Source organism: Ectopseudomonas toyotomiensis (assembly GCF_900115695.1).
GTDB classification, from domain to species: domain Bacteria; phylum Pseudomonadota; class Gammaproteobacteria; order Pseudomonadales; family Pseudomonadaceae; genus Aquipseudomonas; species Aquipseudomonas toyotomiensis.
The window spans coordinates 16,143-31,086 of the sequence record NZ_FOXK01000009.1 but is presented as its reverse complement, the minus strand read 5'-3'; the positions used below and the strand labels follow the sequence as shown (position 1 = coordinate 31,086).

Sequence of the window (14,944 nt, the reverse complement as noted above, 5' to 3'; positions counted from 1 at the left end):
GCGCTTCGCGCAGTGCTTCACCTTTACCCCGTAACACAGAGGAGCTGATAAGAATGACGAAATCCCTGAAGCTAGCGGCATTGGCCCTGGGCGTTAGCTGCGCCATGCCGGCACTGGCGGTGGACCTGACAGCGGTATCCTTCGGCGGCGCGAACAAGGCGGCGCAGGTCAAGGCGTTCTACGAACCCTTCGAGAAGGAAACCGGCAACAAGGTGCTGGGCGGCGAATACAACGGTGAAATGGCCAAGGTCAAAGCCATGGTCGACACCCGCAGCGTGAGCTGGGACCTGGTGGAGGTGGAGTCGCCGGAACTGGCTCGCGGTTGCGACGAAGGTCTGTTCGAGGAGCTCGATCCTGCCCAGTTCGGCGATGAGTCCAACTTCATCGAAGGCGCCATCCAGCCATGCGGCGTGGGCTTCTTCGTTTGGTCCACGGTGCTCGCCTACAACGCCGACAAACTCAGCGCTGCACCGACCAGTTGGGCCGACTTCTGGGATGTGGCGAAATTCCCGGGCAAGCGTGGCCTGCGCAAGGGCGCCAAGTACACCCTGGAGTTCGCCCTGATGGCCGACGGTGTGCCGGTCAAGGACGTGTACAAGGTGCTCGCCACCAAGGAAGGTCAGGATCGAGCGTTCAAGAAGCTCGACGAACTGAAACCCAATATCCAGTGGTGGGAAGCTGGTGCCCAGCCGCCGCAGTACCTGGCCTCCGGCGACGTGGTGATGAGCTCGGCCTACAACGGTCGTATCGCGGCCGTGCAAGCCGAGAGCAACCTGCAAGTGGTGTGGAACGGTGGCATCTACGACTTCGACTCCTGGGCCATCCCGCGTGGTGCCAAGAACGTGGAGCTGGCCAAGGAATTCATCGCCTTCTCGGTCAAACCCGAAGCGCAGAAGACCTACTCCGAGAACATCGCCTACGGCCCGGCCAACAAGCAGGCCATCGAGCTGCTGGCGCCGGAACGTCTGAACCTGATGCCGACCACCCCGGAAAACATCGCCAACCAGGTGGCCATCGACGTGACCTTCTGGGCTGACTACGGCGAGCAGCTGGAGCAGCGCTTCAACGCTTGGGCCGCGCGCTAAGTCGCCTATCCGGCCCCGCCTCTTTGCGGGGCCGTCTGAATTTCTTTCTTGCTTGCGGAGTTGTCCATGGCCGCCGTACTGCCTGCCAATGATTTGCCCGGGCCGAGCCTGAAGCAGCGACTGGCTCGTGCCGAGCGTTTCAATCGCCTGAAATCCAAGGCGCTGATCCTGCCGCTGTTGCTGTTTCTTCTGCTGACCTTTCTGCTGCCCATCGGCGCCTTGCTGCTGCGCAGTGTGGACAATCCGGAAGTGGTCGGCAGCCTGCCGCGCACCGTCGAGGCGATTGCTGCCTGGGATGGCCGTGGCCTGCCGGATGAGGCGGCGTACCGGGCGATTGCCGGCGATATGCTCGAAGCGCGGCGCAACCAGAGCCTGGGCGATCTGTCCAAGCGCCTGAACATGGAGCTGGCGGGCTTCCGTAGCCTGGTCAGCAGCACCGCACGCAAGCTGCCGCTGCGCGAGGAACCGGCGTCCTACCAAGAGGCCTTCCTCGATATGGACGAGCGCTGGGGCGACCCTGCCTACTGGCAGGTGATCCGCCGCAATGCCTCGTCGGTAACGCCTTATTACCTGCTGGCCGCGCTCGATCACCGCATCGACGACCTCGGCGAACTGGCCAAGGCCACGCCGGATCAGGCCATCTATCTGGACATCTTCGCCCGTACCTTCTGGATGAGTCTGGTGATAACCGCCATCTGTCTGGTGCTGGCTTACCCACTGGCTTACCTGCTGGCCAACCTGCCCACGCGGCAGGGCAACCTGCTGATGATTCTGGTACTGCTGCCTTTCTGGACCTCAATTCTGGTGCGGGTGGCGGCCTGGATCGTGTTGTTGCAGTCCGGCGGGCTGATCAACAGTGCGCTGATATCGCTGGGCATCATCGAGCAACCGCTGCAACTGGTGTTCAACCGCAGCGGCGTGTACGTGGCCATGGTCCACATCATGCTGCCGTTCATGATCCTGCCGATCTACAGCGTGATGAAGGGCATCTCGCCCAGCTACATGCGGGCGGCGGTGTCGCTTGGCTGCCACCCGTTCGCCAGCTTCTGGCGGGTGTACTTCCCGCAGACCCTGGCCGGTGTCGGTGCCGGTTGCCTGCTGGTGTTCATCCTGTCCATCGGCTACTACATCACCCCGGCACTGCTGGGCAGTCCGAACGACCAGATGATCAGCTACTTCGTCGCCTTCTACACCAACACCACCATCAACTGGGGCATGGCAACGGCCCTCGGCGGCCTGCTGCTGGCCGCGACCCTGGTGCTCTACGTGGTGTACAGCTGGCTGGTTGGCGCCAGCAAGCTGAGGCTTGGCTAAAAGCGGTCTGCGCAGCAGACCATCTGATGACCCTCTCCCATTTATGGGAGAGGGTGCCCGAAGGGCGGGAGAGGGTGGCTGTTCACTCAACCCTCTCCCCTACGCCGGGCGCCCCCAACCCCTCTCCCGCAAGCGGGAGAGGGGAGCTTGAAAGCTCACTGGAGTAAAACTCATGCTCAGCCCCTACATGTCACCCGTCGAGCGCCTCTGGTACTACGGCCTGCGCATTCTCTGCGGCCTGGTGCTGCTGTTTCTGATCCTGCCGGTGCTGGTGATCGTGCCGCTGTCGTTCAACTCCGGCACCTTCCTGGTCTACCCGTTGCAGGGCTTCTCGCTGCGCTGGTACGAGGACTTCTTCATGTCCGCCGACTGGATGCGCTCGCTGAAGAACAGCCTGATCATCGCCCCGGCCGCCACACTGCTGGCCATGGTCTTCGGTACCCTGGCGGCCATCGGTCTGACCCGTGGCGAATTCCGTGGCAAGGCGCTGGTGATGAGCCTGCTGATCTCGCCGATGATCGTCCCGGTGGTAATCATCGGTGTCGCCAGCTACCTGTTCTTCGCCCCGCTGGGCATGGGCAACAGCTACCTGTCGCTGATCTTGGTACACGCGGTGCTCGGCGTGCCGTTCGTGATCATCACCGTGTCGGCCACGCTGCAGGGCTTCAACCACAACCTGGTGCGCGCCGCCGCCAGCCTCGGCGCCTCGCCGCTGACGGCGTTTCGCCGGGTGACCCTGCCGCTGATCGCGCCGGGCGTGATCTCGGGTGCACTGTTCGCCTTCGCCACCTCGTTCGATGAAGTGGTGGTGACCCTGTTCCTCGCCGGCCCCGAGCAGGCCACCCTGCCACGGCAGATGTTCAGCGGCATCCGCGAGAACCTGTCGCCAACCATCGCCGCCGCCGCGACCCTGCTGATCGGCTTCTCGGTGTTGCTGCTGCTGACTCTGGAGTGGCTGCGTGGGCGTAGCGAGAAGCTGCGAACTTCGACGCCGGAATAAATCGCCGTAGCTGCATGTTCAAGGCCTCGCTGGGAAACCGGCGGGGCCTTGCTCATTTCCGGGCGTAGAATGTGTAGTTTCTCCTTCGTAACAAGGCGGCCAGATGGACTTCGATGATCCCGGTTTTCGTGAGCTGATCGACGCGTTGCACGATGGCGTCTACATCACTGACGCCGATGGCATCACCCTCAAGGTCAACAGTGCCTATGAGCGCCTGACCGGGCTGCGTGCCGAGGATGTCGTCGGCCAGCACATGCAGGCGCTGGTAGAGCAGGGCGTGATCTCGCAGTCGGTGTCCTTGCGTGTGCTCAAGGAAGGCAAGGCGCTGTCGCTGATGCAGAGCGTCAGCCAGGGCAAGCGCCTGCTGGTCAGTGGTACGCCGATCTTCGCCGCCGATGGCCGCGTGCGCTACGTGGTCAGCACCGTGCGCGACATGACCGAGCTGCTGCGCATGAAGCACGAGCGCGATGAGTTGCAGCAGCTGAAGCAGTTGCGCAACAGCACGGCCAGGCTGCATGCCGGGCAGCGTGACGATCTGCTCGATGCCTCCCCGGTCGCCGACAAGCCCGCTTCGGGGCGAGTCTTCATGCAGGCGCGGCAGGTCGCGGCCAGCGACGTGAAGGTGCTGCTGCAGGGGGAGACCGGCGTCGGCAAGACTCTGATCGCCCAGTACATCCACAAGAGCAGCCCGCGCGCGGCGCAGCCGTTTCTGGCGCTGAACTGCGGTGCGCTGCCGGAGAATCTGATCGAGGCCGAGTTGTTCGGCTATGTGCCAGGCGCGTTCACCGGCGCCGGCAGCAAGGGCAAGCGCGGTCTGCTGGAGCTGGCGCACCAGGGCACGGTTTTTCTCGATGAGATCGGTGATCTGCCGCTGCCGCTGCAGGTCAAGCTGCTCAAGGTGATCGAGGAGAGCCGCTTCATTCCGGTCGGTGGCCTGGAGTTGAAAGAGGTGGACGTACGCATCATCACCGCCACCCACCACGACCTGCGTACGATGGTCGCCGAGGGGCGTTTTCGCGCCGACCTCTATTACCGACTCAACGTGGTGCCGATCCACATCCCGGCGCTGCGCGAGCGCCCCGAGGAAATTCAGCCGCTGCTGGATTTCTACCTGGCCGAGTTCAACCAGCGTTATGGTCGAGCGCTGAGCTGGGAACTCGAAGCGCTCGATGCACTGACCGACTACGCCTGGCCCGGCAACATCCGTGAGCTGATCAATCTGGTCGAGCGCCTGGTGGTCACCTGCAGTGGTGAACGCATCGAGCTGTTCGACCTGCCGGAGGAGATGCGCATCGCCCGCAGCGACGCCAGCGAAGACGACCTGCTGCCATTGCGCAAGCAGGTGGAGAACCTCGAGCGGCGTCTCATCCGCCGTGCGCTGATGCAGCACAAGACCACCCGCGAAGCGGCCAAGGTGCTCGGTCTGAGCCAGGCGACCCTGGTGCAGAAGATGAAGCGCTGGGAACAGGGTTGATTGGAAAATGGATCGAATTACGGTCTTTTGATTGGTTTTCTGATCAAGCGCAGCCCGCAGGGTGCTGTGACAAATCGACGCAAGCCTTCTACCACGCCGCTTTCGGCGAGCTGGCACAGGAATGGCTATGGCAAGCCCCGAACCCGCTCAGCACAACAACGCATAAGGGGCCTGCTGATGAACACTGCCGCATTCAAGATCGCCAACAAGCTGCTGACCGGCCAGGGTGCCGTGGAGCAACTGGCGCTCGAACTGCCTCGACTGAATATCACCAACCCGCTGATCGTCACCGACACCATCCTGATCAAGTCCGGTACGGTCGAGCATGTCCTCAAGCAGCTCGGCGAGCGCCGCTATGGCATCTATGACGGTGTCGAGCCGGAGCCGGAGATCGCTATCGTCGAAGCCTGCGCCAAGGTCTATCGCGACGGCGGTCACGACGGTCTGATCGGCGTCGGTGGCGGCAGCGCCATCGATATCTCCAAGGCCGTGGCCGGCTATGTCGGCCATGACGGTGCATTGGAAGAGTTGTTCGGCGTCGATCAGATCAAGCGCAAGGGGCCGCCGCTGATTGCCATCCCGACCACCGCCGGCACCGGCTCGGAAGTGACCAACGTGTCGATCCTCTCCGACAAGCAGGCGCAACTGAAAAAGGGCATCGTCAGCGACTACCTGCTGCCCGATGTGGCCCTGGTCAGCCCGCTGATGACCCTGACCTGTCCGCGCGGCGTGACTGCTGCCAGCGGCGTCGATGCATTGGTGCACGCGGTGGAGTCCTATCTGTCGGTGAACGCCTCGCCGATCACCGACGCCCTGGCCATTGGCGCCATCAAGCTGATCGCCAGGGCGCTGCCCAAGGCCTATGCCAACCCGGCGGATCTGGTCGCTCGCGAAGACATGGCCACCGCCAGCCTGATGGCCGGCATGGCCTTCGGCAATGCTGGCGTGGGCGCCGTGCATGCGCTGGCTTACCCCCTGGGCGGACGCTTCAACATCGCTCACGGCGTCAGCAATGCCTTGTTGCTGCCCTACGTGATGGCCTGGAACAAGCTGGCCTGCGTCGAGCGCATGGCCGAGATCGCTGCTGCTCTCGGTGTGCAAACGCATGGCCTGAGCGACAAGGCCGCCGCCGACCTGGCCGTCGAGGCCATGGCCGAACTGTGCGCCAGCGTCGACATTCCCAAGGGCATGCGCAGCTTCGGCGTGCCGGAAGACGCCATCCCGGCCATGGCCGAGGAAGCGAGCAAGATCGACCGGCTGATGCGCAACAATCCGCGGCGCCTGACGGCTGGCGACATCGAACAGATCTACCGCGCTGCCTACTGATTACCGCAACGAAGATGAAAGGCCCCAGCGTGCTGGGGCCGGCTGAAATACAACTCTAATAAAGCTGGGTGACTCAAATGTCCGAACTGCATCAACAAGACCTTGGTGTGGAAGCCCCCTACTGGCCGGTGGGGCCATTCAAGGTGCGTCTGCCTTTCATTCATTACCGCTTCGAGATCTCCGACTACATGCAGGGCCTGCTCATGTGTGCGGTGGACCTGGCGGCGATTCCGCTGATGACCGAATTTCTCGGCATGCCCTTCGAGGTGGCGCTGGCGGTGGTCATGCTCAACGGTCTGCTGTATCTGACCCACCACCTGCTGGGTGACCCCGTGGTTCCGGGCTGGATCACCCCGGCGATTCCTTTGCTGATGGCTTACTGCAGCCAGTTTCCGGAGGGCCCGGAGCGGGTGCATGCGCTGATTGCCTTCCAGTTGATGCTGGGCGCGTTTTCTATAGGGTTGGGCATGACGGGCATGGCGCGCAAGGTGGTGTCTCTGGTGCCCTCGGCGCTCAAGGCCGGCATCATCATGGGCGCTGGCCTTAGCGCGGTGGTGACGGTATTCAAGGAAGGCGGTCGTTTCGACAGCTTCCCCTGGACCATTTCCATCGCCATCGGCATCGCCTTCTACCTGGTGTTCTCCATCCATTTCCAGGAGCTGAAGAAGCGCAATCGCTTCTGGTGGAACTTCGCCAAGCTGGGCATCTTCCCGATCATCCTGCTGGCGGTGATCGTCGCGCCGATTTTCGGCGAGGCACCCTGGCCCAGCATCGAGTGGGGCATCAGCCAGCCGGACTTCGTCACCCTGTGGAACGAATACACCGTGTTCGGCCTCGGCATGCCGCCACTGATGATGTTCGTCACCGCCATTCCCACCGTGTTCGCCGCCTATCTGGTGGTGTTCGGCGACGTGCTCGGCGCCAGGGCGATCCTCGGCGAAGCTGACCATGTACGGCGTGACGAGAAGGTCGACTTCAACCCCAATCGCTCGCACCTGATCTTCGGTGGGCGCAATGCCTTCATGAGCATCTTCGGGCCGGACGTGGCCATGTGTGGCCCGCAATGGTCGGCCATGCAGGTGGTGATCACCGAACGCTTCAAGGGTGGCGCCAAGGCGATGAAATCGATCTACGGCGGGGTTGGCTCGTTCCGTTGGGGCACCAATACCGGTCTGCTGCTGTTGCCGGTGGTCACGCTGGTGCAGCCGATCCTCGGCGTTGCGCTGGCGCTGACCCTGTTGATCCAGGGCTACGTCAGTGTGCGCCTGGGCATCATGGAGGCACGCAGCCAGCGCGACCTGGGTATCGCCGGGGTGATCGGTGCGGTGCTGGCGATCAAGGGCGCCGGCTGGGCTTTCGCCATTGGCGTTGGCCTGTGCGCGCTGATCTATGGGGCACGGATGTTCCGTGGCGAGAACGACCAGACCTTTACCAAGGATCTGCCGCCCGCTGAGTGAGGCCTTCCATCCCTAATTCAGCCGAGGGGGTGATCTCGGCAACAGGAGACAATCATGCAACTGAACGATCCCGATCTGCTGCGCCATCAGGCCTATATCGACGGCCAGTGGTGCGACGCCGGCAATGGCGATGTGACTGAAATCTTCAATCCTGCCAACGGCAAGTCGCTGGGCAGCGTACCGAACATCGGTGGCGCGCAGACCCGTCAGGCCATCGAGGCGGCGCGGGCTGCCCAACCCGCCTGGCGTGCGTTGACGGCCAAGGAGCGCGCGGCGCGGCTGCGCAAATGGTACGAGTTGATGCTGGCCAATCAGGAAGACCTGGCGCGGATCATGACGGCCGAACAGGGCAAGCCGCTGACCGAGGCCCGTGGTGAAGTGCTTTACGCGGCATCCTTCATCGAGTGGTTCGCCGAAGAGGCCAAGCGTGTCTACGGCGACACCATTCCCGGTCATCAGCCGGACAAGCGCCTGATCGTGACCAAGGAACCCATTGGCGTGACCGCGGCGATCACCCCCTGGAACTTCCCGGCGGCGATGATCACCCGCAAGGCCGGCCCGGCGCTGGCCGCTGGCTGCGCCATGGTGCTCAAGCCGGCGCCGCAGACACCGTTCAGTGCGCTGGCGCTGGCTGTGCTGGCCGAGCGCGCGGGCATCCCGGCTGGGCTGTTCAGCGTACTGCCGGCCGATGCCGAGCGTTCCCGCGAAGTCGGCGCCGAGCTGTGCGCCAACCCCATCGTGCGCAAGCTGTCGTTCACCGGCTCCACCGGCGTTGGCATCAAGCTGATGGAGCAATGTGCGCCGACCCTGAAGAAGCTCTCGCTGGAGCTCGGTGGCAACGCGCCGTTCATCATCTTCGAGGATGCCGATCTCGATGCCGCGGTCGAAGGCGCGCTGGTGGCCAAGTACCGCAACGCCGGGCAGACCTGCGTCTGCGCCAATCGCCTGTATGTGCACGAGGCCGTCTATGACGCCTTTGCCGAAAAACTGGCCGCGGCCGTGGCCAAACTGCGGGTTGGCCCGGGTGATGAAGCAGGCGTCGTCATTGGCCCGTTGATCGACGGCAATGCTGTGGCCAAGGTGCAGGCTCATCTGGCCGATGCGCTGGAGAAGGGCGCCAAGGTGCTGCAGGGCGGTAAGGAGCATGCGTTGGGCGGGAATTTCTTCGAGCCTACGGTCATCGCCGGTGTCACTGCGGATATGCGCGTGGCCCGTGAAGAGACCTTCGGCCCGCTGGCGCCTTTGTTCCGCTTCAGCGACGAAGCCGAGGTGGTGAGCCAGGCCAATGACACCGAGTTCGGCCTGGCCGGCTACTTCTATACCCGCGATCTGGGTCGTACTTTCCGTGTCGCCGAAGCGCTGGAGTATGGGATGGTCGGTATCAATACCGGCTTGATCTCCGACGAAGTGGCGCCATTTGGCGGTATGAAGGCTTCAGGGCTGGGTCGCGAAGGCTCCAAGTACGGCCTGGATGAGTACCTGGAGATCAAGTACCTCTGCCTCGGCGGTATCTGAATCAGGTCGCTATTGCGCGAGTGCGTAGGGTGGACAACGCGAAGCTTGTCCACCTTTCTTACTGCGCCGCTGCCGGCCCATGGTGGACAAAGTTTCGGCATATCGCACCCTACGCGAAGCTGGCTCCGGTCGATTGAAGGCTCTACAGCCGCTACAATGCGCGCCACCGTGACCAAAGCCCTTAGAGGTGCGCCATGCAACCCTTCGCCATCGCCCCGTCGATCCTTTCCGCCGACTTCGCCCGTCTGGGTGAGGAAGTGGACAACGTACTCGCCGCCGGGGCGGACATCGTCCACTTCGATGTCATGGACAACCACTACGTGCCCAACCTGACCATCGGCCCGATGGTCTGTGCAGCGCTGCGCAAGTACGGCATCACTGCACCCATCGACGCACATTTGATGGTCAAGCCGGTGGATCGCATCATCGGTGACTTCATCGAGGCCGGCGCTTCCTACATCACCTTCCATCCGGAAGCGTCCGAGCACATCGACCGTTCGCTGCAACTGATCAAGGCGGGTGGCGCCAAGGCTGGCCTGGTGTTCAACCCGGCCACCCCTCTGGACGTGCTCAAGTACGTGATGGACAAGGTCGACATGATCCTTTTGATGAGCGTCAACCCCGGTTTCGGCGGGCAGAAGTTCATCCCCGGTACCCTCGACAAGCTGCGTGAGGCCCGTGCGCTGATCGATGCCAGTGGCCGCGAGATTCGCCTGGAGATCGACGGTGGCGTCAACGTGCAGAACATCCGCGAGATCGCCGAAGCAGGTGCTGACACCTTCGTCGCCGGCTCGGCGATCTTCAACCAGCCGGACTACAAGGCCGTGATCGACGCCATGCGCGCCGAACTGGCCCAGGTGCGTGGATGAAACCGCTGCGCGCGCTGTGTGGCGGTGAGTTGCCGCGCCTGGTGATGTTCGACCTGGACGGCACGCTGATCGACTCGGTACCGGATCTGGCCGAAGCGGTCGACCGCACGCTGGTCGAACTGGGGCGCGCGCCGGCTGGCGTTGAAAGAGTCCGTGACTGGGTCGGCAACGGCGCGCGGGTGCTGGTGCGCCGTGCCCTGGCAGGCGGCCTGGATCACGCTGCAGTGGGCGAGGTCGAGACGGAAGAGGCACTGGCGCGCTTTCTTGATATCTATGCCGACTGCCACAACCTGACCGCGCTGTACCCGGGCGTGCACGAGCTGCTCGAAGCGCTGAGCACAGCGGCTGTCGAGCTCGCCGTGGTGACCAACAAGCCGGAGCGCTTCGTCGCGCCGCTGCTGGAGCAGGTCGGCCTCGGCGGTTACTTCCGCTGGATCATCGGTGGCGACACCCTGCCGCAGCAGAAGCCTGACCCGGCGGCGCTGCTGCAGGTGATGCGTCTGGCTGGGGTGGAGGCGGCGCAATCGTTGTTCGTCGGCGACTCGCGCAACGACGTGCTGGCCGCGCGCGCTGCCGCGGTGCCCTGCATCGCCGTGAGTTACGGCTACAACCACGGCCGGCCGATTGCTGAAGAGCGGCCAAGCCTGGTGGTCGATAGCCTGGCCGAGTTGCTCTGATAGTTGCTTAGCCCGAGCGGCTGCGCTACCGTGGCCGCTCTCCTTATTCCCCCGCCTGTCGAGATCGCACCGTGGTGGTTAGCTGCAAACTCTGGATGAAAGTGATCAAGGCTCTGGCCCGTTGGCGCTGGCGCGCCTGATCTCGTCCTGCCGCCGCCGCGCGGCCCGTTTGCACCCGACCGTTTACCCCGAGCCATGAGGCTGATCATGACCCATGAAGAATTCCTGCGTTTAGCCGCTGAAGGCTACAACCGCATTCCGCTTGCCTGCGAAACCATCGCCGACTTCGACACGCCGCTGTCGATCTACCTGAAACTGGCCGATGCGCCCAACTCCTACCTGCTGGAGTCCGTGCAGGGCGGCGAAAAGTGGGGCCGCTACTCGATCATCGGTCTGCCGGCGCGTACCGTGCTGCGTGTGCAGGGTCATGAGGTCGTGGTCACCACCGACGGCGTCGAGGTCGAGCGTCATGAGTGCGCCGATCCGCTGGCCTTCGTCGAGCAGTTCAAGGCGCGCTACAAGGTGCCGACCATCGCCGGGCTGCCGCGTTTCAATGGTGGCCTGGTCGGTTACTTCGCCTATGACAGCGTGCGTTACGTCGAACCCAAGCTGGCTGCCGGAGTGAATCCCGACGCGCTGGGCACGCCGGACATCCTGCTCAACGTCTCCGATGCTGTGGTGGTGTTCGATAATCTGGCCGGCAAGATGCACGCCATCGTCCTGGCCGATCCGGCTGAAAGCGATGCCTTCGAGCGTGGCCAGCAGCAATTGCAGGACATCCTGCACAAGCTGCGTCAGCCGTTCACCCCGCGCCTGGGCGTGGACCTGAACAAGCCGGCAGGTGCCGAGCCGGCGTTCCGCTCCAGCTTCAGCCGCGAGGATTACGAACGCTCGGTCAGCGCCATCAAGGATTACATCCTGGCTGGCGACTGCATGCAGGTGGTGATTTCCCAGCGCATGTCGATCCCGTTCAAGGCTGCACCGATTGACCTTTATCGCGCGCTGCGCTGCATCAACCCGACGCCTTACATGTACTTCTTCAACTTCGGCGACTTCCACGTGGTGGGTTCGTCGCCGGAAGTGCTGGTGCGCGTCGAGGACAACCTGGTCACCGTGCGGCCCATCGCCGGCACCCGTCCGCGTGGCGCCACCGAGGAGGCCGACCTGGCGCTGGAAGAAGACCTGCTGGCCGATGCCAAGGAAGTCGCCGAACACCTGATGCTGATCGATCTGGGCCGTAACGACACCGGACGCGTCTCGGAAATCGGTTCGGTGAAACTGACCGAGAAGATGGTCATCGAGCGCTATTCCAACGTTATGCACATCGTTTCCAACGTCACCGGCGAGCTGAAAAAGGGCCTGACCTCGATGGACGCCCTGCGCGCCATCCTGCCGGCCGGCACCCTGTCCGGTGCACCGAAGATTCGCGCCATGGAAATCATCGACGAGCTGGAGCCGGTCAAGCGCGGCGTCTATGGCGGTGCAGTCGGTTACTACGCCTGGAACGGCAACATGGACACCGCCATCGCCATCCGCACCGCGGTGATCAAGGACGGCGAGCTGCACGTACAGGCCGGCGCCGGCATCGTCGCCGACTCGGTGCCTGCGCTGGAGTGGGAAGAAACGCTGAACAAGCGCCGCGCGATGTTCCGCGCCGTCGCGCTCGCCGAACAGACTGCCGTCCAGGCCCAGGAATAAGAGGAGCCGTACCATGCTTTTGATGATCGACAACTACGACTCCTTCACCTACAACGTCGTGCAGTACCTGGGTGAGCTGGGTGCCGACGTGCACGTGATTCGTAACGATGAACTGACCATCGCTGAGATCGAGGCTCTGCAGCCCGAGCGCATCGTCGTTTCGCCCGGCCCCTGCACGCCGACCGAGGCGGGGGTGTCCATCGAGTCCATCCTGCATTTCGCCGGCAAGCTGCCGATCCTGGGTGTCTGCCTCGGCCACCAGAGCATCGGCCAGGCCTATGGCGGTGATGTGGTGCGCGCGCGCCAGGTGATGCATGGCAAGACCAGCCCGGTGTTTCATGAGGACAAGGGCGTGTTCGCCGGCCTCAACAACCCGCTCACCGTGACCCGCTATCATTCCCTGGTGGTCAAGCGCGAAACCCTGCCGGATTGCCTGGAGATCACCGCCTGGACCCAGCATGAAGACGGCTCGGTCGACGAGATCATGGGCCTGCGCCACAAGACCCTGAACATCGAGGGCGTGCAGTTCCACCCCGAATCCATCCTCACCGAGCAGGGCCACGAACTGTTCGCCAACTTCCTCAAGCAGACCGGAGGCGTGCGCGCATGAATATCAAGGAAGCCCTGGGCCGCATCGTCGCCCAGCTCGATTTGACCACCGAGGAAATGCAGGCGGTGATGCGCGAGATCATGACCGGTCAGTGCACCGATGCGCAGATCGGCGCTTTCCTCATGGGCATGCGCATGAAGAGCGAAACCATCGACGAGATCGTCGGTGCCGCCAGCGTCATGCGTGAGCTGGCCGCACCGGTGGTCATCGACGCCGAGCGGCTGGTCGACACCTGCGGCACCGGTGGCGATGGCATGAACATCTTCAACGTCTCCACCGCCGCGGCCTTCGTCGTCGCCGCGGCCGGTGGCAAGGTGGCCAAGCACGGCAACCGCGCAGTCTCCGGCAAGAGTGGCAGCGCCGATCTGCTGGAAGCCGCTGGCGTCTACCTGGGGCTCAAACCCGAGCAGGTCGCGCGCTGCGTCGAGAGCGTGGGCGTTGGCTTCATGTTCGCGCCGTCTCATCACGGGGCGATGAAGCACGCCATCGGTCCGCGCCGCGAGTTGGGCCTGCGCACCATCTTCAACATGCTTGGCCCGATGACCAACCCGGCAGGTGCCAGGCATCAGGTCATCGGTGTATTCAGCCAGGCGCTGTGCCGGCCGATGGCCGAAGTGCTGCAGCGTCTGGGCAGCGAGCACGTACTGGTGGTGCACGCGCAGGATGGGTTGGACGAGATCAGCCTGGCTGCGCCGACCTTCATTGCCGAACTCAGGAATGGCACGGTCAGCGAGTACCGCATCCAGCCCGAGGATTTCGGTATCAAGAGTCAGAGCCTGATCGGCCTGACCGTCGACAACGCCGAGCAGTCGCTGGCGTTGATCCACGATGCCCTCGGCCGGCGCAAGACCGACAACGGTCAGAAAGCCGCTGATATGATCGTGCTCAATGCTGGCGCGGCGCTCTATGCTGCTGACCATGCCAGCAGCCTGCGCGAAGGCATGCAGCTGGCGCATGACGCCCTGCACACCGGCCTGGCGCGCGAGAAGCTGGAAGAGTTGGTGTCCTTTACCGCGGTATTCAAACAGGAGAACGAAGGGTGAGCGTGCCAACCGTACTGGAGAAGATCGTCGCCCGTAAGTTCGAGGAAGTCGCGGCGCGCCGTGCTCAGGTCAGCCTGGCCGAGGTCGAGGCTGCTGCGCGCAGTGCCGACGCACCGCGTGGCTTCGCTCGTGCGCTGCTCGAGCAGGCGGCGCGCAAGCAACCGGCCGTGATCGCCGAGATCAAGAAGGCCTCGCCGAGCAAGGGCGTGCTGCGCGCCGACTTCGTGCCAGCGGATATCGCCCGCAGCTACGAGGCGGGTGGCGCCACCTGCCTGTCGGTGCTGACCGATATCGATTTCTTCCAGGGTGCCGACCAGTACCTGCAACAGGCCCGCGCGGCCTGTGCGTTGCCGGTGATCCGCAAGGACTTCATGGTCGATCCGTACCAGATCGTCGAAGCCCGCGCACTGGGCGCCGACTGCGTGCTGCTGATCGTGTCCTGCCTGGATGACGTGCGCATGGCCGAGCTGGCCTCGGTGGCCAAGGACGTCGGCCTCGACGTGCTGGTCGAGGTGCATGACGGCGCCGAACTGGAGCGGGCGTTGAATACGTTGGACACACCACTGGTGGGGATCAACAACCGCAACCTGCACACCTTCGATGTCAGCCTGGAAACCACCCTCGATCTGCTGCCGCGTATTCCGCGTGATCGCCTGGTGGTGACCGAAAGTGGCATTCTCAATCGCGCTGATGTCGAGCTGATGGAGATCAACCAGGTCTATGCCTTCCTGGTCGGAGAAGCTTTCATGAGGGCGGAAAGTCCGGGTAGCGAATTGCAGCGTCTATTCTTTCCCGAGCGTGGGCGACCAGCAGTGATCGGTACGGACCCGGAATAACGCGCATGAAAAAGCCGGCAATCAAGCCGGCTTTTTCTAT

General features: G+C 63.5%; 12 protein-coding genes and 1 pseudogene. All 13 read left to right on the top strand.

The window, feature by feature from the left end:
* Positions 1–53: 53 nt before the first annotated feature.
* Positions 54–1,085: an ABC transporter substrate-binding protein gene (locus BM186_RS18340; protein WP_074917195.1), complete on the top strand. Its 1,032-nt coding sequence runs from the start codon at positions 54–56 to the stop codon at positions 1,083–1,085.
* A gap of 66 nt (positions 1,086–1,151) precedes the next feature.
* Complete coding sequence (locus tag BM186_RS18335) at positions 1,152–2,399, top strand: ABC transporter permease (RefSeq protein WP_074917194.1); 1,248 nt, start codon at positions 1,152–1,154, stop codon at positions 2,397–2,399.
* Between the two features lie 172 nt (positions 2,400–2,571).
* Entirely contained in the window at positions 2,572–3,399 is an 828-nt protein-coding gene (locus BM186_RS18330; protein ID WP_017675659.1) for an ABC transporter permease, read from the top strand.
* A gap of 103 nt (positions 3,400–3,502) precedes the next feature.
* A complete protein-coding gene (locus BM186_RS18325) occupies positions 3,503–4,873 on the top strand; it encodes a sigma-54 interaction domain-containing protein (protein WP_072425044.1) in 1,371 nt (456 codons plus the stop codon).
* 177 nt (positions 4,874–5,050) lie between these two features.
* Positions 5,051–6,199: an iron-containing alcohol dehydrogenase gene (locus tag BM186_RS18320; RefSeq protein WP_074917192.1), complete on the top strand. Its 1,149-nt coding sequence runs from the start codon at positions 5,051–5,053 to the stop codon at positions 6,197–6,199.
* A gap of 77 nt (positions 6,200–6,276) precedes the next feature.
* Complete coding sequence (locus BM186_RS18315) at positions 6,277–7,656, top strand: hypothetical protein (protein WP_072425046.1); 1,380 nt, start codon at positions 6,277–6,279, stop codon at positions 7,654–7,656.
* Between the two features lie 54 nt (positions 7,657–7,710).
* Entirely contained in the window at positions 7,711–9,171 is a 1,461-nt protein-coding gene (gabD, locus tag BM186_RS18310; RefSeq protein ID WP_074917190.1) for an NADP-dependent succinate-semialdehyde dehydrogenase, read from the top strand.
* A gap of 194 nt (positions 9,172–9,365) precedes the next feature.
* Entirely contained in the window at positions 9,366–10,040 is a 675-nt protein-coding gene (rpe, locus tag BM186_RS18305) for a ribulose-phosphate 3-epimerase (protein WP_012019851.1), read from the top strand.
* Positions 10,037–10,857: pseudogene (locus BM186_RS18300) on the top strand (phosphoglycolate phosphatase). The gene rpe and the pseudogene BM186_RS18300 overlap by 4 nt, the downstream one beginning before the upstream one ends.
* 67 nt (positions 10,858–10,924) lie before the next feature.
* Complete coding sequence (gene trpE / locus BM186_RS18295; RefSeq protein WP_072425049.1) at positions 10,925–12,415, top strand: anthranilate synthase component I; 1,491 nt, start codon at positions 10,925–10,927, stop codon at positions 12,413–12,415.
* Between the two features lie 13 nt (positions 12,416–12,428).
* Positions 12,429–13,025, top strand: a complete 597-nt coding sequence (locus tag BM186_RS18290) for an aminodeoxychorismate/anthranilate synthase component II (protein WP_021488787.1) — start codon at positions 12,429–12,431, stop codon at positions 13,023–13,025.
* Positions 13,022–14,068, top strand: a complete 1,047-nt coding sequence (gene trpD, locus BM186_RS18285) for an anthranilate phosphoribosyltransferase (RefSeq protein WP_072425050.1) — start codon at positions 13,022–13,024, stop codon at positions 14,066–14,068. The genes BM186_RS18290 and trpD overlap by 4 nt, the downstream gene beginning before the upstream one ends.
* The gene (gene trpC / locus BM186_RS18280) at positions 14,065–14,904 is read left to right on the top strand and encodes an indole-3-glycerol phosphate synthase TrpC (protein ID WP_072425051.1); all 840 of its coding nucleotides are present in this window, start codon (positions 14,065–14,067) and stop codon (positions 14,902–14,904) included. Before trpD ends, trpC begins: the two co-directional genes overlap by 4 nt.
* Positions 14,905–14,944 lie beyond the last annotated feature (40 nt).

Excerpts from the sequence above, each read along its gene's own strand:
- BM186_RS18340 (WP_074917195.1), top strand. The coding sequence starts at position 54 with ATGACGAAATCCCTGAAGCTAGCGGCATTGGCCCTGGGCGTTAGCTGC.
- BM186_RS18335 (WP_074917194.1), top strand. The coding sequence starts at position 1,152 with ATGGCCGCCGTACTGCCTGCCAATGATTTGCCCGGGCCGAGCCTGAAG.
- BM186_RS18330 (WP_017675659.1), top strand. The coding sequence starts at position 2,572 with ATGCTCAGCCCCTACATGTCACCCGTCGAGCGCCTCTGGTACTACGGC.
- BM186_RS18325 (WP_072425044.1), top strand. The coding sequence starts at position 3,503 with ATGGACTTCGATGATCCCGGTTTTCGTGAGCTGATCGACGCGTTGCAC.
- BM186_RS18320 (WP_074917192.1), top strand. The coding sequence starts at position 5,051 with ATGAACACTGCCGCATTCAAGATCGCCAACAAGCTGCTGACCGGCCAG.
- BM186_RS18315 (WP_072425046.1), top strand. The coding sequence starts at position 6,277 with ATGTCCGAACTGCATCAACAAGACCTTGGTGTGGAAGCCCCCTACTGG.
- gabD (WP_074917190.1), top strand. The coding sequence starts at position 7,711 with ATGCAACTGAACGATCCCGATCTGCTGCGCCATCAGGCCTATATCGAC.
- rpe (WP_012019851.1), top strand. The coding sequence starts at position 9,366 with ATGCAACCCTTCGCCATCGCCCCGTCGATCCTTTCCGCCGACTTCGCC.
- trpE (WP_072425049.1), top strand. The coding sequence starts at position 10,925 with ATGACCCATGAAGAATTCCTGCGTTTAGCCGCTGAAGGCTACAACCGC.
- BM186_RS18290 (WP_021488787.1), top strand. The coding sequence starts at position 12,429 with ATGCTTTTGATGATCGACAACTACGACTCCTTCACCTACAACGTCGTG.
- trpD (WP_072425050.1), top strand. The coding sequence starts at position 13,022 with ATGAATATCAAGGAAGCCCTGGGCCGCATCGTCGCCCAGCTCGATTTG.